Raw genomic sequence first — 24,156 nt, forward strand, 5'->3', positions numbered from 1 at the left:
AACCCGCTACAGCGCGGGCGGGGTGCGGGCCGCCGCGGCCGCCCCTGTCTCATCCGGCAGGCTGCGGCTCCGGTTCCGGCCGGCGTGCATCGCGGACCAGTCTTTCATACACCCGCCATCCCTCGAAATGGTAAACGAGCCCATAATCGCGGGCACCGTTGCGGAAGAGTCGCGGGAACGCCTGGTTGATGCGATCGCGCACCACGATGTCGGCCGCCGGGTCGCGGACCGCGACGAAACGCGTCTGCAGCCTTGCCGCCAGAAGATCGAGTTCGAAGCGCGCCGAGCCCGGCACGACAAGGCCGGCACCGGTGCCGCGCAGCGCCACCAGCTCGGGATAGGCATTGGTGTCGACGAGGATCTCCGACCGGGAGGCGAGGAAGCCGGCGAGTTGCCCGAACGGGGTCGGCGCGGCCTCGGACCGTCCGAGTGCGGCATCGCGCCACGCGGCGGTGTCGGCGGTCGGATTGTCGGCCAGCCAGAAGACGCTGCCGACGAGGCCGGCGGCGAGAAAAAGGCTGGTGCGCATCATGCGCCGGCTGTTGCCCGAGGCAAAGATAGTGAAAGCGGCGGCAAGGCCGAGCACCGGCGCCAGCGCCACCGTCGGATCGAAGCGGGCGCCCAGGAGGCCCGATAGGGCAAATCCGAGGATCGGCAGGCTCAATAGTGCGATCATCGGCACGAACAGCGCCGGATTGCGGCCGGCCCGCACGGTGGCGAAGATCAGGACCGGGGCGCACAGCACCAGACCGCCGATCATGCGGAGGGCCGCCTGGCCCGGTGTCTGCGGCAGGGCATAGGCGTCGAATGGCGCAGCCAGCGTGCCGAGAAACGCCCAGGGCGCGTCGGCGAAGACCTGCCCGACATAGGCGAAGGCGAGGAAGGCGAAGCCGAGCGGAAAGAGCAGCGACAGATAGAGGCTGCCCGGCGTGCGTTCGATGAGATGCGGTGCGGAGGCCAGCGCCAGAAGCGGCAGGGCGGCCAATGCGAGGGCGATGCCATAGGGATGCGAGAAGGCCATCAGGGCCAGCGCGAAGGCCAGCGTCATCACGTTCGAGGCGGTGCCGTCCGCCCTTAGGCCGATGAAGCCGGCGGCGAACATGAAGACGGAGGTGACCAGCAGCACCAGGCCCGGCCCGTCGGCCAGGGCCCGCAGGAACAGCGGGTTGGCGACCAGCAGCAGGGTGATGATCGCGGCCACAACACGCCCGATGCCGGCACTGCCGAGGCTCGACGCGACGACGACCGCGAACAGGCCGCCGGCCAGCGCGGCAGCCGTCAGCGCCGGCAGTTGCGACGGATCGCCGACGAGCGCGGTGCCCAGCGACAGGAGATAGGGCAGCGGCGGATAGGCCGTGGCGACCGCGCCGAAGCTGTCGCGCCCCTCGGCGGCGAGGATCGCCTGCCCCGAGGAGGCCAGAACGCCCGACGAGACATAGCCATGAGCGGCGGTCCAGAGCAGCGCGGCGAGGCAGACCAGGAAGAAGACGGCCCAGATGGCGAGGAGGCGCAGGGCGGCGATCATGCCGCCACCGCCGTCGCCGCTTCGGGCTTCTCCCCGTCGGCGCTCTTCGCCTGCTCCAGCTCGTTGGCGGTGAACTTGGAAATGCCGTGCTGGGTCTTCTCCCAGTAGAACGGATTGACGATGAGCTGCCACAGGCCCTTGTAGGCGGCGATCGAGGTCAGCACCCAGTACCAGACGACGGTGATGCCGTAGGGGGCGAGTTCGAGCCAGCCCCGACGGAAGGGCGCGATCATCGTCAGGTAGATGAACAGGCCATTGCCGGCGAGCAGGTTGAGCAGGGCGAAATACAGGATCGTCTGCGGAAACAGCGCGTCGAAGCCGGTGGTCTCGGTCAGGAGCCAGCCGGCGAAGATCAGCCAGAAGATCGGATTGAGCAGCCCCGACAGCATGGTGCCGCCGATGAAGAAGACGAAGCCCGCCACGCCGAGCGGGCCGATGGTGCGGATCAGATGCAGCGGCCGGCGGGTGTGGACGAGGAAGGTCTGCATGTAGCCCTTGATCCAGCGCGAACGCTGCCGGATCCAGTTGCCGGTGTTGCAGTTGGCTTCCTCGAAGGTGGTGGAATCGATCACCCGGACCCGGTAGCCCTTCTGGGTCATGCGGATGCCGAGATCGGCGTCCTCGGTGACGTTGAACGGGTCCCAGGCGTGCAGTTCGCGCAGGACGTCGATCTTGAAATGGTTCGAGGTCCCGCCGAGCGGGATCGGCACACCCAGACGTTCGAGGCCCGGCAGCATCAGGTCGAACCACAGCGCGTAGTCCAGCGTGAACATGCGCGTCAGCCAGTTTTCCTGCGCATTGTAGTAGTTCAGGCGGCACTGGATGCAGGCGGTGTTCGGCTCGCTCCGGCGGAAGGCGGCGACGACCTTGCGCAGCTGGTCGGGCTCCGGCTTGTCCTCGGCGTCGAAGATCACGAGGAGGTCCCCGCGCGCGAATTTCAGCGCGTAATTGCAGGCCTTCGGCTTGGTCTGCGGCATCGAGGCCGGCACCCGGACGATCTCGAAGATGCCTTCCAGGCCGAGGGCCTTGGCCGCATCGATCGTCTCGTCGTCGGTCTCCTCCAGCACGATCTTGATGTCGAGCTTGGCCAGCGGATAATCGAGATTGCGCAGGGCGTGGGCGAGGATCGGCAGCACTTCGGGCTCCCGGAACATCGGCACCAGGATCGTGTAGACCGGCAGGTCCGCCTCGCGCAGCAGTCGCGCATCGACCTCGATGGTGCGGCGGCGGCGGGACTGGCCGAAGCCGCCATACCAGACGAGGCCGGCCTTGAAGGCGAAATTGCCGAGATAGAACAGCGTCACGAGGCAGTTGATGGCGATCAGCGTGCCGAGCGGCGCGAGATAGAAGCCGATGGCGAGCAGCGTGAACAGGCCATAGGCGCCGACGATCTGGTTGGTGGTGATGACCCGCTGGGCCGACATTTCCGGGTCGATCTCGGCGAGCTCGTAGACCGCCCGGTGAGACAGGTCCTCGCGGAACACCCGTTGCAGCGACCAGACGATGTCGAATTTCGACGTGACGACCAGGTCGAAGGCCGGGCCGAACTTGCGACGCAGGAAGAGAATGACCTCCGGCCCGGGCCGGGCCGTCGCGATCTGCAGCCGGCCGTTCACGCGGCGCCACGGCAGGACGAGGTTGCGGGCGCAGTCGTCATGGTCGGCCGGATCGAGCAGCGCGTCGTCCGGCGGCTCGTCGATCAGGTTCACGAAGGGCAGATCGAAATGCTCGGCGACGGTTCGGTAGAGTTCGAGCGGCCGCGCCCAGGTGCGCGTCAACAGAACGTCGATCAGGCTGACATTCCAGGCTTCGGCGCGGGTGCGCGTCTCGTCCAGTTGGGCCAGCGTGATGAGCCGCTTCTGGACGAGACGGTTGCCGATCGCGACGTCGGTTGCGCTCAACGCCATCGCGGTCAGCCGGCCCGGCGACGCCGGTAGATGCGCGACAGGAGGGTGACGAAGATAAGCGTGCCGATAATCCAGAGCGCGCCGATGATCCACGGCCAGTATTGCCGGGCCAGATCCGTCAGCGACAGGCGATCGGGATAGGTGACCTGCACCAGCTGGTCGCGCGTGGTCGAGAAGGCGAAGGCCAGGCCGGCCTCGTCGACGAGGGCGACGTCACCCCGGTCGAGGGCGACCGGCACGATTGGAGCCACCGCGTCGCCGGATGCCGCATCGGCGTTAGGCCGGATCCAGAGGCCCGTGACGTCGCCGGCCCGCACGATCTGCACGATGGTGTAGTCGTCGAGACCGCCGATATCGAGCAGCGGATCGCCCCCGGCATCGGTCAGCCGGACGCGGCCCTCGTCGAAGCGGACGGGGCTGTCGATCCCTTCCGGCAGCATATCCGCAACGAGGATGAACGGCGCCTGCGGCGCTTCACCGACCGGGCCGTAGCGCAGGTCGAAGGGCGTCTCCGCCGAGATCAAGCCGGCGACCAGCGAGGCGGCGGCGGCTCCCTTCAGCGAGCCGGCGGCGGCCTCGGGCATGAAGACCGTGACGCCGGACCCGAAGGCCGAGGTCGCCTCGAAGAACTCCGCCGCCGGCCGGCCGAGCGCGGTCGTCTCGATGCTGCTCGTCGGCAGAAGCTGCACGGGAAATCCCTGCGGGGGGTTGGCGCAATCGCCGGTATCGGGCTGGCGCTGGGCCAGAACCCGCAGCGCGTTTTCGCGGCCGGCCAGCCCGGCGGGGATCGATGCCGACAGGGTCACCGGATTGCCGCCCGGCGAGGTGGTGCTGGCCAGGAGGTAATTGTTGAGGAAGGCGGCGATGGTGACATTCGAGCCGCGGGTGTCGGTTGCCACCGCCAGATCGAGATCGAGCCGGGACGGGCGCGTGCCGGCGGGCAATTGCGAACCGAGAAAGGCGGCGTCGAAGACGACCTGATCGACCAGGCTGGCGCTGGTGAGCGGGATGCCCAGATCGGCAAAGCTGGTCGCCGAAGCCGTGTCCTCGCCATCGTTTGCGGCGGCGACCGACAGGGACGACCCGAGCGCCAGGGCCTGCCAGCGCGACGACAGCAGCTCGGCGGCGGCCTGGGGGCGGTCGCCGCTGACCAGCAGGCCGGGCGCGTTGCCGAGCGACAGGACGGAGAGACCGCCTGCGCCGGCGAGCGCGGGACCGGCATCGGCCGGGGGCTCGAAGCTCAGCGCGATCGTGCCGGTGGACCACAGCGCGTCCCCGGAGCCGTCCGTCGCCGCGGGATCGGCCGCGCGGTCGAAGGTGACACGGGCGTTGCGGGCGACGAGCGCCGCATTGATGCGGATCAGCGCCGCCATCTCGGCTTCGCGCAGATCGCGTTCGGGCATGCGGATGACGACGTCGTCCGGCATCATCGCAAGGACGCGGTCGATGGTGTCGAGCGCGGCCGGATCGAGCGCCACCTCCAGCGCCGAACCGGGCAGGACCGACAGGAAATCGCCGGCGACGCGCTGGTCGACGCAGCGATCCTCGGTGATCGCCCCGCTATAGCGCAGGGTCACTTTGACGAAGCCGTTCTCGACGCTCGCCGGATCGATGGCCTTCTCGACGGTGAAGCTCTCGTCCTCGTTGCCGAGCCCACGCGCAAAGACGATCTGGTCGCCGACCAGCACCTGCATGCTGCGCCGGCTGGCAAACGCACTCTGCGAGCGCAGCGACAGGCGCAGGACCATGTCCTGTGCAGCCTCCGCCACGACGGGGAAGAACAGTTCGCGCTCGCCGTTCAGCCCGGAGAATTGCAAACCCTCGTCGAAGCCGAGTTCGCCGAGGCCGATGACGCGTCGCACGCCCGCTGCGCGCGTTGCCGCGTCGTTCGTGGAGGCCGCGGTCCCGCTCGGCGCCGTCGCCGGTGCGCCCTGCACGGCCTGCCCGTTCTGGTCCGGCTGCCCCGCCGGTGCGGTCTGGGCCAGTGCGGTTCCGGAAGCGGCCGCACAAGCCATGACCGAGATCGCGACTGCGACCGTCTTGCGGGCAAGCATCATGAATATGTCTCGTTCTGTTCGTCCCGAAGCGTGCGAAGGTTTTCGAGGCCGTCCTCGACCTGTCGCTTCTCGTCGTCCGTCAGGCTGCGGTTTGTTTCGGCGGCCGGGGCGATCACGGCTTCGAGCCGCCGGGCCTCCGCGCCGATCTGCGGAAAGCCGAGGGTCGGCGCATTGCCGGCCATGGCGTGCAGCGCCATGCGCAGGGAGACCACGGCCGCGGGGTCGGCGGTCGCCGTCGCCAGGGTCGTCTCGATCTCGGTCATCTGCCCCGGAAAGCGGGCATGGAACCGCTGGCCAAGCGCGAATATCCTGCTGCGGAAGTCATCCGTCCCCATGTCGCAGTATAACCTCGCCTTTCGATCACAAATATCGTGTGAACTCTTGGCCGATCCAGCCACGATGCGGCCCGTTGCTGGCATCACCGCAGAATTCGCGCGAATCCCTGCGGCGTCCGTCAGCACGTTTTCGGAGCTATCGGATATGGCGGGATCGGCAAGTCCGTAAATCTGGGGATTGACTTGTGCCGGCTGTGCACCGGTCGCATCCACCGCAAACGGGCGTGTGACGTGAACGAAAACGTGATGCCGGAAAGCCTCACGATCCGGATCGCGATGGACCGTTTTCGCCTTCGGGTGTACCCTTGCGGCATGAGCGGCGGCGGTGGGCCGGCAGGCGCTCAGGCCCGGCCGTTTCGCTTCATTCGACCACTTCTGAAAGGAGCTGGACGATGACGACCGCACCAAGCATCCCGCATTCCGCAGAGACAATCGGCCCGGACATCCGGCGGATCGGCGCGGCCGATCTCGTCGCCTGCCTGAAGGCCGGCATCGCCGATTTCACGGCCCGGCCGACCCATTACGCCTTTCTGTGTCTGGTCTATCCGCTGATGGGCCTGGCGATCGGCGTCTGGGCGGCGGATCAGGACATCCTGCCGCTGATCTTCCCGCTGGTCGCAGGCTTTGCCCTCATAGGCCCGGTGGCGGCGATCCCGCTCTATGAGATCAGCCGGCGGCGCGAGCGCGGGCTCGACGCAAGCTGGTCGGACGCCTTCGAGGTGCTGCGTTCGCCGGCACTGCCATCGATCCTCGGCCTCGCCAGCCTGCTGCTGCTGATCTTCGCGGCATGGCTCTATGCGGCCCAGGCGATCTATATCTGGCTCTATGGCAGCCTGTTCGTGGCGACGTCCTACGGCGCGTTCCTCGGCGAGCTGTTCACCACCACGCGCGGCTGGACGCTGATCGGCGTCGGCAATCTGGTCGGCCTCGGCTTCGCGCTCGTGACGCTGGCCATCACCGTCGTCTCGTTTCCGCTGCTGCTCGACCGCCATGGCGGCGTCGCCGAAGCGATGGCGACCTCCGTGCGGGTGATGCTGCACAATCCCGGCACGGTGCTTCTGTGGGGCCTGATGGTGGCGGGACTGGTCTTCGCCGGCTCGCTGCCGCTGCTGATCGGCCTGCCCATCGTGCTGCCGGTGCTGGGACACGCCAGCTGGCACCTCTACCGCCGCGCGGTGGCGCCAGCCGGCGGCTGAACGCGCCAGGCGGCGGGCGACGTGCAGCAGCGCTACGACGCTGCCGCGACGGCCGTTTCGGTAATGACAGCCGAGTCGCATCCCGCGCCGGAAAAGGCGAAGACCTCCATGTCCTCGCCGACGCCGCGCAGCGGGAAGGTGCCGAGGCTTTCGAGGGCCGAACTGCAGCTCGCCCGCTCGGCGAAGGCCCGCGACAGGAGCACCGGCCGTTGCACCGTCTTGGTCAGGTTTTCCAGGCGCGCGGCCGCGTTCACCGCCGGGCCGATGACGGTGAAGTCCAGACGGTTGCGCGAGCCGATATTGCCGTACATCACGTCGCCGACATGGATGCCGACGCCATAGCGCAACGGCTCGCGACCGGCCGCGACATGGCCGGCATTGAGGACATCCATCGCCTGCTGCGCTTCGGCCAGCGCCTTCAGCAGGTCATCGCAGGCGGTCGGACGGTCGAGGGGGAAGATCGCCAGCAGTCCGTCGCCGATGAATTTCAGGATCTCGCCGCCATGGCGCTCGACCGGCTCGCAGATCGCGTCGAAATAGCCGTTCAGGAGCTCGATCACGTCGTCGCGCGGCCACAGCTCGGAGATCCGGGTGAAGTCGCGAAGGTCGCAGACCATGATCGCGCCGGCGACCGTCGTGCCGCTGCCCCGGGTGATGGCGCCGGCGAGGATCTGGTCGCTGGCATGGGGGCCGACATAGGTTTCCAGGAGGGTGCGCGCGAGCCGGTTCTTCAGCCGGATCTCGCTGACCAAGGCGAAAGCCGGCAGGAGGTCGGCGAGGAAGGCGAGATCGGTGTCGGAAAAGCCCTCCGGCGCATCGCTGGCAAAGGACACCACATGGCGCCGGCCGAACGTGTGCTCCAGCGGCCAGGCGACATAGTCGGTCATGCCCTCGGCGCGAAGCTCGCCGAACAGCGAGTATTCGTCGGCGGCCGCCGGCTCGCGGGCGAGGCGCAGGCGCACTTCGCTGGCGCCGCCATGCACCGCGGCGATCGGGCTTTCGAGATATTCCGCCGTTTCCAGCGCGCCGTGCTGATAGGTCTGGATATCGGCGTCGGGCGTATTGTGGCGCCACAGGATGCGCGCGCCCAGCCATTGCGGATGGTGGATGCGGAAATGCACCGTGGCGCGGGCCACCGGCAGCCCGCCCGCCCGCAGGCGGTCGCAGAGCTGCTGGAAGATGTCGTCGATGAACCGCTCGTCCTGGGTCTCGCGCACCAGCCAGTCGAGAAGCCGCGTGCGATGGAGCGGCCAGGTCCCGGTGTCGCAGGAATCGACCCGGCCTGCAGAGCGAGTGGGCTCCATCGTCATGTCCTCGAATATCTGGCGCTGATCCCCTTGGAATGGGGATGCCGGCGCCGCGGCGCAAGAGTGACAGGACGCCGCCGCCGGCAGTGTTGCCGGCCGGCACCGGCGGCCTTTGTCGCGCAGGCCGCTCCACGGTGCGGCGGCTCGAGGCCCTGAAATTCTGGGGCATGGATGCGGGACGCGGAGGCATTGCCGCGACCGCCGTCGCTGCCGATGATGGCGGCGCAGCGTGAGGCGTGAATGCGGTGAACGAACCGTCGCCCGCGCCGCGCACAGATTCTCCGGGCGCGGCAATCCTGCCGGCGCACCGGAAACCGGGAGTGACAACGCGTGTCCGAATTTCGTCGCGGGGCTCTCCGCCTTGCCCTCTGCACCGTCGTGCTTGCCGGATCGTCCGTCTCTGCCCCCGCCGGCCAGGCCGCTTCGACGGTGGCCGTGCCCGTTTCGTCGGATACCCCGGTCCGCATGGCGCAAAACCGGATGCGGGAGATGGCCGAGCGTCGCTGTGGCTGGCTGGCCAATCCGACACCGGCGAATTTCTGGCTGACGGATGCTGACAGCACCTGGACCCTCTCCGAACAGGGCCGCGATCTCGGTAACCGGTTTCACGACATCTCCTGGCCGGAATTCGCCGCCGACCAATGGGTCGAGACCAACGGCTCCTACGGCTATGGATGCGCCTGTTTCGACGGGGTCGTCGATCACCGCAGCGCCATCGTGGTGCGGATCGACCGGCTGCAGCCGCGACCGCTGAACGCCTGCCTCGCCGATCCCGCCCTGCCCTCGATCAACTGACGATCCGGCACCGGTTCGCCGCCATGGCGGGTTCCGGCCCAGTGCAGCGACAGCAGGTCCCCTCCAACGGAGCGTTCCCATGCAGAAGAGAGTGTTCGCGGCGCTCATCGGCGCGTCCCTTTGCGCGTCGCCGGCACTCGCCGACGAAGCCTGGGTCCTGCCCGGTGGCGGCGAGGCCACCTGGGACGACGATGTCAACGGCGTCGCGGTGCTCAGCTATCCCGTCGGCCGCTCGCCGGAGCGGGTGCGCCTGTATGTTCCGGGCCTGTCTGCCGCAATCGACGATCGCGGCACCTTCCACGGCTACTGGATCGGTCCCAGCGGCGATTCCGACTGCGCCGCAACCCTGACCGGCCCCGACGGGACCCGGTCGGCGGCTTTCGGCCAGGCCATCATCACCTTCGACCAGCCCAGCTTTCCGTCCGGATGGTCGGCGCTGATCGGCCAGTGCTTCGACCCGCCCTCGGACGAGATGCGGGCGGATGCGATCTACGGCAACCAGATCGTCGTGCCGCGCAATTGAGGCGATGCGTTCCGGAGATGGACGCACAGGCCAAAGAGCGGGATGGACAGGCATTCCGCAGGTGCGGCGCCCTGCCTAGACTTGCCTGATACCGGATCGCACCGGCTCGACTGATCCGTTCCGTCCCACACGGCATCGATGTCCTGCCCCACCCGAACGAGGCGACGACCATGACCTCCACCATCCGCGGCATTCTCGTGGTCGCCGGCCTGGCGCTGGCGTCGCCCGCGGTCGCGCAAGGCATCGTCGACGAATTCTGCACGACGATCACCGAGAACGACAAGTCGGCCTCCGACGGCTTCCAGTTGACGGATGCGGCCTCGATCCTGCGTCAGGATCGCGCCAATTTCCACAAATTCGGCTATCGCGACCGCGGCGATCAGGATGACAGCACGTTCGGCTCGAGCAGTGCCCGGGCCCAGATTCCGGCCATGCTAGACAATGGTCAGACCGACCCGAGCGTTCTGCGGGCCATCGTCCGGGGAACGCCGCGCATCTGCGTCGAGGTCTATCCCGGCTACCTCTACGTCTACGTCAATTGACGCGCAGAACGCGCCGGCCGGTGGCGCCGGACGTCCATGTTTCGACAGGTATCCAGCCGATGAAATTCGTCACAGTCTGTGCGGCGGCCATGGTGGCATCGACCTTCCATGCGAGCGGCCCCGCTGCGGCACAGGCGCTCGATCCGTGGTGCGAGCAGCAGGGCCGGCTGACCTGCGGCGACCGGGACGGCGTCCTGAGCATGACCGACTGCAGCAGCGAGCCGGATTTCTGGTCCGGCATTCCCAACGAATGCGTCGGCGACCTGCAGACCATGGTCGAGATGGAGCGTGAGGCCGGCGTCGGCGGCGGGTCGGCATCGCAGCCTGCCGGCACGATGCTCGGCTTCTCCTATGGCGGCATCCTGCGCGAAGGGCCTGGGATGGATTTCCGCAGGATCGCCTCGCTGCGGGACGGCGACGAGATCGAGATCCTGGAGGACACCGGGATCTGGTTCGACGGCTACAAATGGTTCCGGGTCGCCACGGCGCGCGGCACGGGTTTCCATTGGGGCGGCATCTTCTGTCACGAAGGCGGCGTCAGCGTCGACGGCATCCTGTCGAGCTGCAACTGATCCGCGACATCTGGCGCGGGACCATTCGAGCCGCCCGCCGATCATCCCCTACCTCGAGGAAATCCGCATGAACCGCCCCGTTCTGATTGCCGCCAGCGTCGGCTTCGCGCTCCTCGTCGGCGCCACGTCGATCGTCCTGGCCGACACGCTGCTCGCCACCAGTACCACGGCGATGGCGATCACCGGCGATGTCGAGATGGACGATTTCAGCATGGTCTTCGCCGACGGGACCCGCCTCGATTTCGATGAGCTGGTGGGCGACAGCTTCGTGGTGGACGGCGAAACCGTCAACGCTTCGGTCTATTCCGTCGCAGCGCCCATGGATCCGGTGCTGCTCAACGGGAACCGGCTCTGCGGCTCGGGACCGGTGACCTATGTCGCAAGCTGGGGCAGCGACAGCGACGTCGCGGTGGCCGTCTTCGACACCCAGGACATTCCCGGCAGCGACGCCGACATGTGCGCCCTCTATTATTATACCTACCCCAACTAGGATCGCCGGTGCCGCCCTTCGCCACGTGCCGCCCGGCCCGACCCAATTGACGGGTCCGAACGACCCCTCAGTGCGCCGGGCCCTCGCCCGGCCGTTGGCCCTGACGACGCTGGTGCTCTACAGCCTCTATCTGACCGGCGAGTTCCTCGTCGCCGGCGCTCTGACCATGGCGTCCGACATCGGCATCAGCGTACTGATGCTGGCTGCCTGCATCGCGCCGGTCGCCGGCCTTGCCGGGCTGGTCTTCGCAACGTCGGGCCGGTTTCGCAGCATTCTTCTCGCCCTTCTCTTGATCTGCGCGGCCGGTGGCGTCGCACTCGACGTCCATGCCCTGCATTTCGCGGCGCCGGATGGCCAGAACGCCATGGTCGTCGCCATGGTGGCCGTCTGGCAATTCGTCGTCCTGATCCTCGCCGGCGCCGCGGCGCTGGTCTTTCAGCGCGTTACGCGTCGCCGGTCCGCGGCCGCGCGCTGAGCGCTTCGGCGGCGGGTCCCCGACACCCCTCCGCGTTCCGATCGGTGCAGGCCGGTCACCCCTTCGGCATTTCGCCTCTGAGCCATTGCGATTGAACGGATTTTCCCCTTAGACACGATTGGGGGACGTTGCAGGTGGCGGGGAGTGACCGGTGTCGACGAGTGATGATGGGCGCGCACGACCCGACGTTCCCGTCCTGCGTTTTTCCAGCGACGCCTTCGCCCTGAAAGACCGTTTCGAAGCCTATCGCGATCTCTATGCCGGCGGCACCGAAGTGACCCGTCTCGGCGCCAGCTTTGCCGCGCAGTTCGAGGCGCGACCGCTGGGCGAGTTGGTCATCTTCGAGCGCTGGCTGAACGACGTCGCCCATGAACGGTCGGCGCAGCGGATCCGGCAGGACGGGTTCGAACATTTCGTCATGCAGCTCAACCTCTCCGGCGTCCTCGTCGTCGAGACCGCCGACGGGGCTGCGACCGTCAGGCCCGGCGAGATCATCATCCTCGATACCGGGCGGCCCTACGGCAATCGCTGCGGGAACGCCCATGTCCTGACCTTCTCTGTGGCGCGATACGTCGTCGAGCGCGCCTATCTGGGTGGCCAGGATCTGCACGGCCGCATCCTGGGCGCCGAGCGCGGCGCGCTCCTGGCGGATTTCATGGCGTCGCTGACCCGCAATGCCCGCATGCTGTCGGCCGACGCCGTCAACGGCATGGTCGGCATCTTCTCCGAGCTCCTGACGATCACGCTACGCCAGGACGACGGCACCGCCAGTGCCGAGGCGCGGGGCAAGCTCAAGCTTGCCCAGGAGCTGATCGAGGAAGGGCTGTCGCGGCACGATCTCGATCCCGCCGTGATCGCCGCGAAGGCCGGCATTTCCCGCTCGCGCCTCTACGAGATGTTCAAGCCCCATGGCGGTGTCGCCATCTACATCCGGCGGCGGCGGGTGCATCGCTTTCGTGCGCTGCTCAGCCAACGGCGCGACATGCGCAGCATCGCCGAACTCGCCTTCGCCTGCGGTTTTGCCAGCGAAAGCCATGCCAGCCGGACCTTTCGCGAGGTCTTCGCCATGCCGCCCGGACAGTTCCGGCGACGCCAGGGCGGTCCCGCCTCGCTACCGACGGTGATGGCGGTGCCGGGACGCGACGGCTTCGCGCCCTGGGTCAGCTCGCTCAACATGCGGGCGCAAGCCTCAACTTCATGAAGCCTGACATGCGGGCGAAGCCGAACGGGGCGTGGAACCTGGCGCTCGCCCTGGCCATGGTGCATCTGGTCTCCTCGCTCGACCGGCATCTCCTCAGCCTTGTTCTCAGTCCGATCAAGACAGAGCTCTCACTGAGCGACACCCAGCTCGGGTTCCTGCACGGCACGGCCTATGTCCTGCTCTATGCCGCCGCGATCGTCCCGCTCGGTTACCTGGTCGACCGGTTCGACCGGCGCCGCATCATCCAGGCGGGCATCCTCGCCTGGACCGTCGGGACGGCCGCCTGCGCGCTGGCGCAATCCTATCCGCAACTGGTGCTGGCGCGCATGCTGGTCGGCCTCGGCCAGGCGGCGCTCGTGCCGGCCGCGACCAGCCTTCTCGCCGACAGCTTCGCCGGCCGCGGGATCGGCAAGCCGATCGCCGTCTTCACCTCCGCCGCGACGTTCGGCCGGGGACTGGCGCTGCTGGGCGGCGGCGTGGCGCTCGGCTGGATAGGCCTGTGGGCTCCGGGCAGTCCCCTGGCGAGCCTTGCGCCCTGGCGCACCCTGCTGCTCCTCTCGCTGATCCTCAACCTCGTCGCCTTCGCCTGGCTTTCGGCCATGGACGAGACGCCGCGCAGCCAGGGCAACGCGCCCCGCCCGCCGGGCATGTTCGCCGCCGCTGCCGGCCGCTGGGGACTTTATCTGGCCTATCTCGGCGCCTCGGCGGCGGCGATCCTGCTGGTCCAGGTCACGGCGGCGTGGGGGCCGACGCTGCTGGTCAGGGGCTTCGACCTGACCCCGGCCGCCAGCGGTCTGCTGTTCGGACCGATCGTGGTCGGCTTCGGCCCGGCGGGAAACGTCTTCGGCGGCTGGGCGATCGATGCACTCACGCGGCAGGGGGTGCGTGCCCCCTCGGCCTGGGCCGCGGTCGTCGCCCTGCCCGCGGCGCTGTTCGCCGGCGCGGTGTTCTGCCTCTCGGCCGACCTCGTTGTCGCGCTCTGCGCCCTTGCGGCGATCACCTTCTGCCTCGGCTTCACGACGCCGGCCGGGCTCGTGGCGATCCAGCGGATGACGCCGCCGGGCCTGCGCGGCCGGGCCACGGGCCTCTTCGTCCTCATCGTCACGATGGTCTCGCTGGGGCTCGGGCCGCTGACGGTCGGATGGTTCAGCGACCATGTCTTTACCGGCCCCGCCGGCCTGCGCCAGGCGACCCTCGCCGTCCTCGCCCTCGGCGCCCTGCTCGGAACGCTTTCGGCGCTTCAGGCCGCCAGGCTCGAGCGGTTGGCAGGAATGGACCTGCCGGGCGATGCCGGCGCCCGTGCCGGCGTCCCGAACGGCGCGCGAAAACTTCGCGCCTGAACCGTCCCGGCGAAAAGCCTCCTGTGGCTCAAGCTCCTGACTCTTATGGTAAAATACCGGAGATTTCGAGCCTAAGGAATACGGTGGTCGAGGTGATAGCGCGCCCGGCTGAAGGCCTTCATTGACGTAAGTGCCCCTTACATGTCTATCTCAACCAGGCGGTGCATCTCTCCCGCCTCAGTTGCGGGCCGCTCCATGTGCGGCGACCGGACCGACATCTCAAAACAATAAGGTGGAACGTCCATGGGTATGGGGCATATCGAGGTCGAGCTGCTGATCCACGAACACGCGCACAAGCCGATCACCGGCGAAGTGCTGGCGGTCGGGCGACAACATATCTCACCGAGCCCGGACGAGATTCTCGCGATGATGGCGCGGCACGGCGTGACGCCCGTCCGTACCGATTTCGAACCCGACACGTTGAACACGCATCATAGCGAGGGCGAGCATCCGATCCTCGACGCCTCGCTGTTCCGGGCGATGGGCAATGACACGTACTTCGTCGCGGACATCAGCCCGTATGAAGGCGCCGACTACATCTTCGACGTCTGCGGCGAGGTGCCGGAAGAGCTGATCGGCCGGTTCGACTTCATCATCGACGGCGGCTCGCTCGACAACGTCTTCGATCCCCTGTCGATGGTCCGCAACATGACGAAGATGCTGCGCCCGGGGGGCCGGATGTTCATCTTCGCCTGGTCGAACGGTTTCCCGTCGGCCTATGTGAAGATCACGCCCGACTGGATCATGGATTATTGCCTGGTGAACGAGTTCGCCGACGCCAAAATCTATGCGTCGCGCTGCGACATGCCCTTCGACGATCCGAAGCTCGGGCAGAGCGTCGATCTCTTCCACTACCATCCCTATATCGACACGCCGAACGGGCCGGTGGCGGAAGCAGCCTATGTGCGTGTTCCAGGCTACGGATCGACCTATTGCATCGCCGAAAAGGGCGAAGACACGACGCATAACCGCATGGCCGTGCAGAAGCATTATCGCGGACAGGACGTGGAGCCGTATCTGACGTCGGCGAAACGTTTTCATGAATCGACCCAACCGGCATTCTCGCTGCCGGGCGCCGAGGTCCCGGACATGCCGCCGATCAGCGATCAGATCACGGTCCGGCCGGTGGCGCGGTTCGGCACGCCCAGCACGATCAGCCTGCCGGACGCCATCTTCAGGAGGCTCGACCAGATCGGGACCGACACCCGGCTTGCCCGGCTCGAGGCCCGGCTTCAGGCGGCCGAGGCGGGGCAGCGCGTGGGAGAGCTGTCGAACCGAATGTATTACGAGATCCAGGGCGTTGCGACCCAGCAATATGCACTCGGAATGCAGGTCGCGACGGTCTCGGACCGCACGTACAGCGAGTTCCAGAAACTCTCGCGTCAGCTCTACGAATATTCGGTGCAGCCTGCGACGCAGTCTTCGATTCCGGGGGTGCCGGGGCGTTTCCTGTCACGGGCACGCAGGGCGTTACTCCGGCTGGCCGGCCGGTAGATCGCGGCAGCCGGTTTCGAGCCTCTTTCGTTCGACGCTGGCGGCAGGGACAGCAGGGGCGCCGACGAACCCGTTGGCTTGCGGCAGGATCAGCCCCGCCGGCGGCGCAGCCTTTGCGCGAGAAAAATCTGGCGTGCGAAACCCTTGAGGTCGAGCGGCGGAGATGGCTGCGGGCCGTAGAGGTGACGGTCGAGGCGGGCGAAGGCGGTCCGGGCGGCGGCGGGCAGTTCGCCGCGCGATCCCGACAGGCCGGCGGCGGCAGTCCGGGCGGCCTTGGCATCGTTGCGGGCGGCGGCCCGGCGAAGCGCCACGGCGTTGCGGTCCGGCAGGAACCGGCGCAGGCGGCCGCCGATCTCGGCGGGCGAGACCAGGCGCCGGCCCGGCAGCGCCAGGAGCAGCACGAGGAAGCAACTTCCGAGCCCTGCCAGAAGCGGTGCATTGCGGGCGATGAGGCCTGACCAGCCGCTGGCCTCGGGCTCCTCGGCAATCGCGGCGAAGGCGATGCGCTGGGATTTCAGCACCGCGTCGCGCATTTCCCGCGTCGTCGTATCGAACCAGGGAATGTGGAAGGCCCCCAGCCGGCCCGGCTGCGAGGAGACCGGCCGCATGCGCCATTGCCAGACGACGGTGGACACCGGCCCGTTCTCGGTCAGTTCGACGCTGCGCCGTTCGGGCGCGATGAAGGAGATCAGCCAGGGCGCGATCATCCGGGGCGGCGGCGGCAGCGAGCCGGGTGGCACCCCTTCGGCGACGATCGTCACTTTGCGCGTCGCGGTCTCGCCATTGGCCAGCATGGCCGGGTCCATGTCCCATTCGTCGCTGTAGCTCAGCGAACGGGCCGGCAGCCACCAGCCGCCCTCGGTCGCCGGGCGCGTGACGGCGGCGATGGTGACGGGCTCGGAGACGACATTGTGGACGAAGCGCTCGCCATTGTTGGCGACCAGCGTCAGCCGGTGGGTGAAGGCGCCGACGGTCAGGTCGCCGCCGCGTTCGGGGAAGATCGCCAGCCGCCGCTCGAAGACGGTCAGCTGGCGGCCGTCGATGCGCTGGGTCGTCCAGCTGTCGCGGCCAAGCTGCATCCAAGAGAAATTGCGCAGATCCGGCTGGACCAGCGTTTCCAGCGCGATGGTCACGTCGTAGAGGCCGCGAATGGTGACCAGCACCATCTCGTCCTCATAGGGGTCTGCCGGCATCGCATCGACCACCACCGCCAGCCGCGCGTCGCGCGCCGATATCTCCGGCGCCGCTTCGGCGGGTCCAGCCGCGGCGAAGAGGAACAGCGACAGCGTGAAAAGAAGCCGTCCTACCATGCGGTGTCCTCCGGCGGGTTGGCGAGGCCGAGATCCTGCCGGCGCTGATGCTCGGCGCGCAGCCGCAGCTTCAGGAAGGCGCCGGGATCGTCAGGCAGCGTCGTCAGCCAGTCCTCGCTGGCAACGACGCCCTGGCCGGTGCGCGGCCGCACGACGGAGCGCTGCTCGGCCAGTGTAAGCGCCTTGGGCACGTCGCGCTTGGTCGGTTGGGCGGCGGCGTCCTCGGCCTCGATATTGGCCGCGATACCGTCGATGTCGTTGGATTCCCCGACCACCGGGTCGATGCGGGCTGCGACGAGGGCGCGGTTGAAACGGGCGTCGGCATCGGACGGATCGGCGAACAGCACCGCGTCGAAATAGGCGACGGCCTCCGCGTAGCGACCGAGCGCGGCAAGCCCGACGCCGCGATTGTAGGTGGCCTCGGAGCCGGCCTCGCGAAACGCCAGATCGGCTTCGGCATAGTGTCCCGCACGGTAGAGCGCGACGCCGCGCACCGCCGGCTCGGTGGTGAGGCTGGCGGCCAATCCCGGCAGACCGGTGGAGAGCGCCAGCCGGCCGAAGGCGGCGGGACCGGCGGCGAGCGCTGCGGCAGTGGCCACGACCAGCGCGAGGAATGGCAGAACCCAGCGCCGCATCACACGCTCCTGCGGAACAGGGCGAGCGCCGGAAACAGCGCCAGCACGAGCAGATAACGGCCATAATCGGTGTAGTGCAGCACCGCGTAGTCGCCTTCCGCCAGCGCATCGGAGCGGCGCCGGCCGATCCCGTCCGCGACGGCGAGCGGCGCGGTGGCGTCGGCGAAGAAACCGCCACCGGCGGCGGCCAAACGCTCCAGCCCCGCCGGATCGGGCGGCGGCATGTCGCCGGGCCGCTGGCTCGGCGCCACATGGATCGCCGAGACGAAAGCGCCGTCGGCGCGCAAGGCCGCCACCTCGTCGAAGGCGGCGGGCCCCAGCCCCTCCCCGTCCGTGACCAGCACGACGTCGGCGCGCAGGATCTGCGCCTCGGCCAGCGTGCGGCGGGCCAGCGCCAGCGCCCGGTCGCTGCGGCTGCCGGGGTCGGGCACCGTCTCGCCGTCGAGGACCGCGACAAGGGAGCCGAGCGCCGCCGGATCGGTGGTGAAGGCCGTCGCCACATAGGCTTCGCCGGCATAGACGATGAGGCTGACCGGCCGGGTGCCGGCCCGCTGCAGGACAAGCTGCGCGGCGGCTTCGGCGTCGTCCAGGCTGCCGCCTTCGGCGATGGAGCGCGACAGGTCCATGGCCACGACGATGCCGTCGAGATTGCGGAAGGTCGGCGCGCCGCTGTCGCGCTGGGCGGGGCCGACGAGGGCCAGGGCCACCAGGCCGGCGACGGCGATGGGCAAAAAGGCGTGGCGGGCACTGCCCGGCACCAGGCGGCCCAGCCGCGCCAGCGCCGCCATCAGGGCGGGGTCGACGGCGCGCTCCCAGCCGGCGAGCCCCCGCGACCGGCGGGCGAAGACGACGCCGGCCGCGAGGGTCAGCACCAGGACCGCCAGCCACCAGGGCCGCAGCAGCAGAAGATCGCCTGGCAGGCTCATGCGCCGCGCCTCCATCCGATGACGAGGCCGAGGGCGCAGAGGAAGCCGAAGCCGGCCGGCCAGATCCAGTAGGAACTGTAGATTTCCGCCGCCGGCCGCTCGAAGGCGCTGGTCTCCAGCGCATCGATGGCGCGCGCCACCTGCCGCAGATCGTCGGTCGTGCGGACGCGGAAGGTCTCGCCGCCGCTGGTTTCGGCGATGGCTCTGAGGGTCGCCGTATCGACGGCGTCGCGGGATTTGGGGTCGCTCTCCAGATCCGCCGGCCCGAGCGCGATGGTGTGGACGCGGATGCCGAGCCGTTCGGCCAGCGACCCGGCATCGCGCGGCTGGACGGCGCCGGCATTGTTGACGCCGTCGGACAACAGGACGACGACGCGCGAGCGTGCACCGGAGCGGGCGAGCCGCTTCAGGGCGAGGCCCAGCCCGTCGCTGATCGCGGTGGACCGGCCGGAAATGCCGATCGTCGCCTGGTCGATGAGGCGGCCCACCGCCTCGACGTCGAAGGTCAGCGGTGCGGCGAAATAGGCGGTCTCGGCGAAGATCACCAGCCCGACGCGGTCGCCGGCCCGGGCGCGCACGAAATCGCGAGCCACCGCCTTCACCGCGTCGAGCCGGGAGACGGTTTTTCCGTCGAGGACGAAATCCTCCTGCTCCATGCTGCCCGACAGGTCGATGGCGAGGACGAGGTCGCGGCCGCTCGCCGGCAGGGCCTCGACGGCTTCGAGCTGCTGCGGACCGGCCAGGGCCACAACCAGCGCGATCCAGGTCAGCGCCGGCAGGAGCTGGCGGACGCGGGCGCGCATGCCGTCCGCTGCCCCGGTGGCCAAGCGCGCCGCGATGGAGCCGGGCACGACCAGCGCGCCGGTCGCGGCCTGGCGCGGCGGCAGGAGCAGCAGCGCGGCGAGCGGCAGCGGCAACAGAACCAGCGCGTAGGGGGTAGCGAAGCTCCACATGGTCACGCCCCTGCCCGCAGGCGCCGGCGGCCACGGGCCATCGTCAGGATCGCCGCGTCGATGGCATCGAGATCGGGCGTGGTGCCCGGCCGGTAGAGCGAGGCGCCGATGTCTTCGCGCAGGATTGCACTGGAATCGGGCCTGGTGCCTTGCCTCACCGGCGCGGCGTCGCGGCGCAGCCGGTCGATCAGCGCCGCCTGCCGGAACAGGCGATCCTCGGCCGGCAAAAGGCGCGCGGCGGCGATCTCTCGCCGGGCCATGGTCAGAGCGGTGTCGCGCCGGCGGGTGACGAGATGCAGCAGCGACAGGAGCAGAAGTCCGGCGAGGATGCCGAGCGCCACCGCGGCCAGCACTTCGGACCCGTCGAAGGCGGCGAAATCGGCCGGCAGCCGCACCGGGCGCAGCCGGGCGACGAGATCAGGATCGGTCGACATCGTCGCGCTCCAGAGCCTCGGCCATCCTGTCGTATTCGGCATCGGCCGCCACGATGCGCACCTCCGCGCCGAGCCGTTCCAGCCGTTCGCGGCGCGGATCGGACCTCGCGGCCGGGTCGGCGCCCGAGACGAAAGCCCAGCGCAGGCCTGGCAGCCCCGCCGGAGCATCGCCGGACAGGAACGGATAGGCACCGCGCGGCGGGGTCTCCTCGAAAGCATCGCGCACCAGGATCGTCACGATCCGGGCGCGGCGGCGCAGGGCCAGCGCCAGACCGTCGAAATCCGTGCCCGGCACGTCGAGGCCGGTGGCGAGGAATAGCGTGCCGCCCCGCGGCACCAGCCGGCCGGCGGGTTCGAGCAGCCGGTCGAGCGGCGCGTCGTCGAGATGGCCGGCGGCGGCGCGTTCGAGCGCGATGGCATGGGCGCGGGCGAGGCCGCCGGCGATCGCCGCCATGCCCTTCTCGCGGGCCTGCGGCGCAACATAAGCCGGCTCACCGAGGCCAAGGGCCAGCAGTCCCACACGGCCGCCCGCCTGCACGACACGCCATCCGGCCAGCATCAGAGCGTCGGCGGCGGCGACCGAGCGCAGGCGCCGGCGGGTACCCCAGAGCATGGCCGGGCGGAAATCGGCGACCAGCAGCGCCGTCTTCTCGCGTTCGTCGCGGAAGGTGCGCACATGCGGCCGGCCGGTACGGGCCGTCGTCGCGGCGTCGAGATGGCGGCTGTCGTCGCCCTCCGAAAAGGGTCGCACGTCGACGATCTCCAGCCCGTTGCCGCGGCGCTTGCCGGCAAAGCCGCCGGGCCGGCCGGTCGGCGCCAGCCGCTGCTCGGGGATGTGGCGGACGTAATGGCGCAGCCGGAACAGCGCGTCGGCATCGACGGCGATGCCGGCCTGGTCCGCCGGCGGAACGATGCGGCTCATCAGAGCGGCTGGACGAGGTCGACGAGCCGGGCGACGAGGCTGCGCGCCGTGACGCCGTCGGCCGCGGCCCGCCAGGTCGGCACGATGCGGTGGGCGAGAATGTCCGGGGCGAGCTCGCTCACATCCTCCGGCACGGCGTAGTCGCGGCCGCGCAGATAGGCACGGGCCTTGGCCGAGGCTGCCAGCGCCAGCGTACCGCGCGGCGACACCGGATGCTCGATCGCCTTGCGGATGTCGGGGGCCGGCTGGTCCTCGCGCGTCGCCATGACGAGGCGCACGATATAGTCCTTCAGGGCGGGCGCCAGATGCACCTTCGCGGCGGCCTGCCGGGCGGCGACGATCGCCGCGCTGGTCACCGGATGCGGCATCGCCGCCTCGGTCCCGCTCGCCTCGCGCTCGACGAGGTCGAGGATGGCGAGCTCGGAGCGGGCGTCGGGCATGTCGACAAGGACATGCATCAGGAAGCGGTCGAGCTGGGCCTCGGGCAGCGGGAACGTGCCCTCGTGCTCGATCGAGTTCTGGGTGGCCACCACCATGAAGGGATCGGGCAGCGCATAGGTCGTGCCGCCCGCGGTCACCTGCCCCTCGGCCATTGCCTCGAGCAGGGCCGACTGCACCTTGGGAGGGGCGCGGTTGATCTCGTCGACGAGGACGAGGGAATGGAACACCGGGCCCTGGACGAATTCGAAGACGCCCTTTTGGGGGCGGAAGACCTGGGTGCCGGTCAGGTCGGCCGGCATCAGGTCGGGCGTGCACTGGATGCGCGAGAAGGAGGATTCCAGCCCGTCGGCCAGCCGCTTGACGGCGCGGGTCTTGGCAAGACCCGGGGCGCCCTCGATGAGGAGATGGCCGCCGGTCAGGAGCCCGATCATCAGGCGTTCGACAAGGGGCTGATGGCCGATCAGGCCGGTCTCGACGGCTCGCTGCAGGGCCGAGAGGGCATGGGCGCCGCCGCCATCCGGCCCGTCGTTCGACAGAGCGGGTTCGGCGTCGCGCGAGACCGCGGTTGCATCCTGCATGGCACTCATATCCCGATAGATTCACGTCGGCGCCGCGGGCCGGTGCCACTCCACCCGGACGCCGGCACTATGTCGGATGCATCGGGTCTTGGGTAGGGCATCACGCCCGGCCGCACACAGGCAATTTGCCCGATCGGCGGCGCCCCCCTTGCGGCGGGGCTCCGGCTTGGGCCTGATCGTCGGATCGACAGGGGAGCGAACGCCATGAGCCTGATGATGGGGCTGATCCTGCGGCTCTTCGGCGTCGCCTGCGTGTGCCTGGCCGGCGCGATCGTCTATGTCGTCGCCGATACCCAGGCGGCGATCCGGACCGAGCTGAAGGCGACCGAGACCCGCGTCGCCTTCCAGCTCGAACGCATCTACATGCTGGGCAGCGGCGGCGTGGAATCGACCCATATCGCCCGGCGCTCCATCGAGATCGTCTCGGTGATGACCCCCGGCACCTGCGTCGCCTTCACCGAGCGCGATGGCGGGACGCGCCGCTTGTGCTCGGGCTGGAACGCCTTCGGCTCGGTCGCGCCGGGCTGGTTTCGCGCGGCGCTGGCCGCGGGCTTCCGGCATCCGGCGGCGGTCGAACGCGAGGTGCGCATCTTCGGCGAGGACGGGCGGCGGCTGCGCACCAGCTTCGATCCGGTCGCCGCGGCCACGCGGATCTGGCAGCAGGTGCGGATCGCGGCGGCGCTCGCGCTGGCGCTGGCGGCCGCGATGATCGCCCTGTCGAGCCTGGCCATCGCCCATGCGCTGCTTCCCGTGCAGGCGATCGTCGACGGGCTGAAACGGCTGGAGATGGGCGATATCGGCAGCCGGCTGCCCTCCTTCCGCACCGCCGAGTTCCGCCGCCTCGCCATCGCCGTCAATCGCCTCGCCAGCCGGCTGGAACGCTCCACCGCCGAGCGCGCGGTCTTGATGCGCAAGCTGTTCGAGGTGCAGGAGGACGAGCGCCGGACGCTGGCCCGCGAACTGCACGACGAGTTCGGCCAGTGCCTGACCGCCGCCGGCGCCATGGCCGCGTCGCTGGAGGCGGCCTCGCCACAGGGGCGCGACGACATCGCCGAGGACGCCCGCGCGATCGGCCGCATGGTGAAGCGGATGATGGCGACCCTGCGCGGTGCCTTCGTCCGGCTGCGGCCGCCCGACCTCGACCAGCTCGGCCTCGAGCCGAGCCTGCGCACCATGCTGCATGGCTGGGAGGCGAGCCTTGGCGGGCGGACCCGTTTCGTCCTGGAAACCGCGGGCGATCTCGCCGGCCTCGACGACGCGGCGGCGCTGAACCTCTACCGGATCGTGCAGGAATGCCTGACCAATGCCGCCCGGCACGGTTCGGCCCGGCGGATCGTCGTGCGCGTCGTCCGTGACAGCGCCGGCGGCGCGCCGGGTGTCGAACTGACTGTCATGGACGATGGCGGCGGACGGCCCGAGGCACTGGAGCGGGGTACCGGGTTCGGCATCGCCGGCATCCGCGAGCGCATCGCGGCGCTGGGCGGCACGCTCTCCATCGGCGAGGCGCAGGGCGGCATCCGCGTGGCGGCGACCATCCCCACCGGGGCGCTGCGGCCATGAGCGCCGCCCGGATCATGCTGGTCGACGACCATCCGATCGTGCGCGAGGGCTACCGCCGGCTGATCGAGCGGCGGCCGGGCTATGCGGTGGTCGCCGAAGCGGCCGATGCCGGCGAGGCCTATCGCCTGTACCGCGAGACGACGCCCGACATCGTGGTGATGGACTTGACCCTGCCCGGGCCCGGCGGGATCGAGGCGACGCGGCATATCCGGCAATGGGACGGCGGCGCCCGCATCCTGATCTTCACCATGCACCAGGGCGCGGCCTTCGCGCTGAAGGCCTTCGAGGCCGGCGCGTCCGGCTATGTGACGAAGAGCAGCGATCCGGCCGAACTGGTGCAGGCCATCGAGGCGATCCTCGCCGGCCGGCGGGCGATGAGCCCGGACATCGCCCAGGAGATCGCCGAGGAACGGGTCGACGGCCGTGCGACGGCGATCGCCGATCTGAGCCCGCGCGAGACCGAGATCCTGCGCATGCTCGCCTCGGGCATGACCTCCGACGAGATTGCCGCCGGGCTCTGCCTCAGCGTCAAGACCGTCCAGAACAACCACTACCAGATCAAGGCCAAGCTCGGCGCGCGCACCGACGCCCATCTGGTCTGGGTGGCGATCGAGGCCGGGCTGGTCCGCCGCTAGCGC

24 protein-coding genes are annotated in these 24,156 nt (G+C 69.3%); 12 read left to right on the top strand and 12 right to left on the bottom strand.

Features of this window, described 5'->3' with window-relative positions; translation table 11 throughout:
* Positions 1–49: 49 nt before the first annotated feature.
* Genes H9Q09_RS19200 through H9Q09_RS22810 form a run of 4 tightly spaced genes read right to left on the bottom strand, consistent with a single transcriptional unit; the run spans position 50 to position 6,229 of the window.
* Positions 50–1,525, bottom strand: a complete 1,476-nt coding sequence (locus H9Q09_RS19200; RefSeq protein ID WP_187392372.1) for a hypothetical protein — start codon at positions 1,523–1,525, stop codon at positions 50–52.
* Positions 1,522–3,432, bottom strand: coding sequence for a glycosyltransferase family 2 protein (locus H9Q09_RS19205; protein WP_187392373.1), 1,911 nt, complete (start codon positions 3,430–3,432; stop codon positions 1,522–1,524). The genes H9Q09_RS19200 and H9Q09_RS19205 overlap by 4 nt, the downstream gene beginning before the upstream one ends.
* A gap of 5 nt (positions 3,433–3,437) precedes the next feature.
* The gene (locus tag H9Q09_RS19210) at positions 3,438–5,489 is read right to left on the bottom strand and encodes a hypothetical protein (RefSeq protein WP_187392374.1); all 2,052 of its coding nucleotides are present in this window, start codon (positions 5,487–5,489) and stop codon (positions 3,438–3,440) included.
* Complete coding sequence (locus tag H9Q09_RS22810) at positions 5,486–6,229, bottom strand: Hpt domain-containing protein (protein WP_187392375.1); 744 nt, start codon at positions 6,227–6,229, stop codon at positions 5,486–5,488. The genes H9Q09_RS19210 and H9Q09_RS22810 overlap by 4 nt, the downstream gene beginning before the upstream one ends.
* Here H9Q09_RS22810 and H9Q09_RS19220 point away from each other — a divergent pair.
* Positions 6,217–7,020 carry a DUF2189 domain-containing protein gene (locus H9Q09_RS19220; protein WP_187392376.1) on the top strand — a complete coding sequence of 268 codons (804 nt, stop codon included), beginning with the start codon at positions 6,217–6,219 and terminating at the stop codon, positions 7,018–7,020. The two genes, H9Q09_RS22810 and H9Q09_RS19220, sit on opposite strands and share 13 nt — an antisense overlap.
* 32 nt (positions 7,021–7,052) lie before the next feature.
* Here H9Q09_RS19220 and H9Q09_RS19225 read toward each other — a convergent pair whose 3' ends face one another.
* Positions 7,053–8,330: an adenylate/guanylate cyclase domain-containing protein gene (locus tag H9Q09_RS19225; RefSeq protein ID WP_187392377.1), complete on the bottom strand. Its 1,278-nt coding sequence runs from the start codon at positions 8,328–8,330 to the stop codon at positions 7,053–7,055.
* Positions 8,331–8,816: 486 nt separating this feature from the next.
* Here H9Q09_RS19225 and H9Q09_RS19230 point away from each other — a divergent pair, with 486 nt between their 5' ends.
* The 9 genes from H9Q09_RS19230 (at position 8,817) to H9Q09_RS19270 (ending at position 15,759) form a co-directional block, all read left to right on the top strand.
* Positions 8,817–9,122, top strand: a complete 306-nt coding sequence (locus tag H9Q09_RS19230; RefSeq protein WP_187392378.1) for a DUF4087 domain-containing protein — start codon at positions 8,817–8,819, stop codon at positions 9,120–9,122.
* A gap of 79 nt (positions 9,123–9,201) precedes the next feature.
* Positions 9,202–9,645 (top strand): hypothetical protein, encoded by a 444-nt coding sequence (locus tag H9Q09_RS19235; protein ID WP_187392379.1) that lies wholly within the window; start codon positions 9,202–9,204, stop codon positions 9,643–9,645.
* Positions 9,646–9,815: 170 nt separating this feature from the next.
* Positions 9,816–10,187, top strand: coding sequence for a hypothetical protein (locus H9Q09_RS19240; RefSeq protein WP_187392380.1), 372 nt, complete (start codon positions 9,816–9,818; stop codon positions 10,185–10,187).
* A 59-nt stretch (positions 10,188–10,246) separates the two neighbouring features.
* Positions 10,247–10,759, top strand: a complete 513-nt coding sequence (locus tag H9Q09_RS19245; RefSeq protein WP_187392381.1) for an SH3 domain-containing protein — start codon at positions 10,247–10,249, stop codon at positions 10,757–10,759.
* Positions 10,760–10,826: 67 nt separating this feature from the next.
* The gene (locus tag H9Q09_RS19250) at positions 10,827–11,249 is read left to right on the top strand and encodes a hypothetical protein (RefSeq protein WP_246716239.1); all 423 of its coding nucleotides are present in this window, start codon (positions 10,827–10,829) and stop codon (positions 11,247–11,249) included.
* 70 nt (positions 11,250–11,319) lie between these two features.
* Positions 11,320–11,724 (top strand): hypothetical protein, encoded by a 405-nt coding sequence (locus H9Q09_RS19255; RefSeq protein WP_187392382.1) that lies wholly within the window; start codon positions 11,320–11,322, stop codon positions 11,722–11,724.
* A gap of 151 nt (positions 11,725–11,875) precedes the next feature.
* Positions 11,876–12,925: a helix-turn-helix domain-containing protein gene (locus tag H9Q09_RS19260; protein ID WP_187392383.1), complete on the top strand. Its 1,050-nt coding sequence runs from the start codon at positions 11,876–11,878 to the stop codon at positions 12,923–12,925.
* Positions 12,922–14,265, top strand: coding sequence for an MFS transporter (locus H9Q09_RS19265; RefSeq protein ID WP_187392384.1), 1,344 nt, complete (start codon positions 12,922–12,924; stop codon positions 14,263–14,265). Before H9Q09_RS19260 ends, H9Q09_RS19265 begins: the two co-directional genes overlap by 4 nt.
* Positions 14,266–14,508: 243 nt before the next feature.
* Positions 14,509–15,759 (top strand): class I SAM-dependent methyltransferase, encoded by a 1,251-nt coding sequence (locus H9Q09_RS19270; RefSeq protein ID WP_187392385.1) that lies wholly within the window; start codon positions 14,509–14,511, stop codon positions 15,757–15,759.
* A gap of 89 nt (positions 15,760–15,848) precedes the next feature.
* Here H9Q09_RS19270 and H9Q09_RS19275 read toward each other — a convergent pair whose 3' ends face one another.
* The 7 genes from H9Q09_RS19275 to H9Q09_RS19305 are packed head-to-tail and all read right to left on the bottom strand — an operon-like array spanning position 15,849 to position 21,967.
* Positions 15,849–17,069, bottom strand: coding sequence for a BatD family protein (locus tag H9Q09_RS19275; protein ID WP_187392386.1), 1,221 nt, complete (start codon positions 17,067–17,069; stop codon positions 15,849–15,851).
* On the bottom strand, positions 17,063–17,704 hold the full coding sequence (locus H9Q09_RS19280) for a tetratricopeptide repeat protein (protein WP_187392387.1): 642 nt from the start codon (positions 17,702–17,704) through the stop codon (positions 17,063–17,065). Before H9Q09_RS19280 ends, H9Q09_RS19275 begins: the two co-directional genes overlap by 7 nt.
* Positions 17,704–18,630 (bottom strand): VWA domain-containing protein, encoded by a 927-nt coding sequence (locus H9Q09_RS19285; protein WP_187392388.1) that lies wholly within the window; start codon positions 18,628–18,630, stop codon positions 17,704–17,706. The genes H9Q09_RS19280 and H9Q09_RS19285 overlap by 1 nt, the downstream gene beginning before the upstream one ends.
* Positions 18,627–19,583, bottom strand: coding sequence for a VWA domain-containing protein (locus H9Q09_RS19290; protein ID WP_187392389.1), 957 nt, complete (start codon positions 19,581–19,583; stop codon positions 18,627–18,629). The genes H9Q09_RS19285 and H9Q09_RS19290 overlap by 4 nt, the downstream gene beginning before the upstream one ends.
* Positions 19,584–19,585: 2 nt before the next feature.
* A complete protein-coding gene (locus H9Q09_RS19295; RefSeq protein ID WP_187392390.1) occupies positions 19,586–20,017 on the bottom strand; it encodes a hypothetical protein in 432 nt (143 codons plus the stop codon).
* Entirely contained in the window at positions 20,001–20,939 is a 939-nt protein-coding gene (locus H9Q09_RS19300; protein WP_187392391.1) for a DUF58 domain-containing protein, read from the bottom strand. The genes H9Q09_RS19295 and H9Q09_RS19300 overlap by 17 nt, the downstream gene beginning before the upstream one ends.
* The gene (locus H9Q09_RS19305) at positions 20,939–21,967 is read right to left on the bottom strand and encodes an AAA family ATPase (RefSeq protein ID WP_187392392.1); all 1,029 of its coding nucleotides are present in this window, start codon (positions 21,965–21,967) and stop codon (positions 20,939–20,941) included. Before H9Q09_RS19305 ends, H9Q09_RS19300 begins: the two co-directional genes overlap by 1 nt.
* A gap of 195 nt (positions 21,968–22,162) precedes the next feature.
* Between H9Q09_RS19305 and H9Q09_RS19310 the strand changes: the two genes are divergently transcribed.
* Both H9Q09_RS19310 and H9Q09_RS19315 read left to right on the top strand, forming a co-directional pair.
* Positions 22,163–23,518 carry an ATP-binding protein gene (locus H9Q09_RS19310; protein WP_187392393.1) on the top strand — a complete coding sequence of 452 codons (1,356 nt, stop codon included), beginning with the start codon at positions 22,163–22,165 and terminating at the stop codon, positions 23,516–23,518.
* Positions 23,515–24,153, top strand: a complete 639-nt coding sequence (locus tag H9Q09_RS19315) for a response regulator transcription factor (protein ID WP_187392394.1) — start codon at positions 23,515–23,517, stop codon at positions 24,151–24,153. The genes H9Q09_RS19310 and H9Q09_RS19315 overlap by 4 nt, the downstream gene beginning before the upstream one ends.
* Positions 24,154–24,156 lie beyond the last annotated feature (3 nt).

This window comes from Aurantimonas sp. DM33-3, assembly GCF_014334315.1.
GTDB lineage: Bacteria > Pseudomonadota > Alphaproteobacteria > Rhizobiales > Rhizobiaceae > Aurantimonas > Aurantimonas coralicida.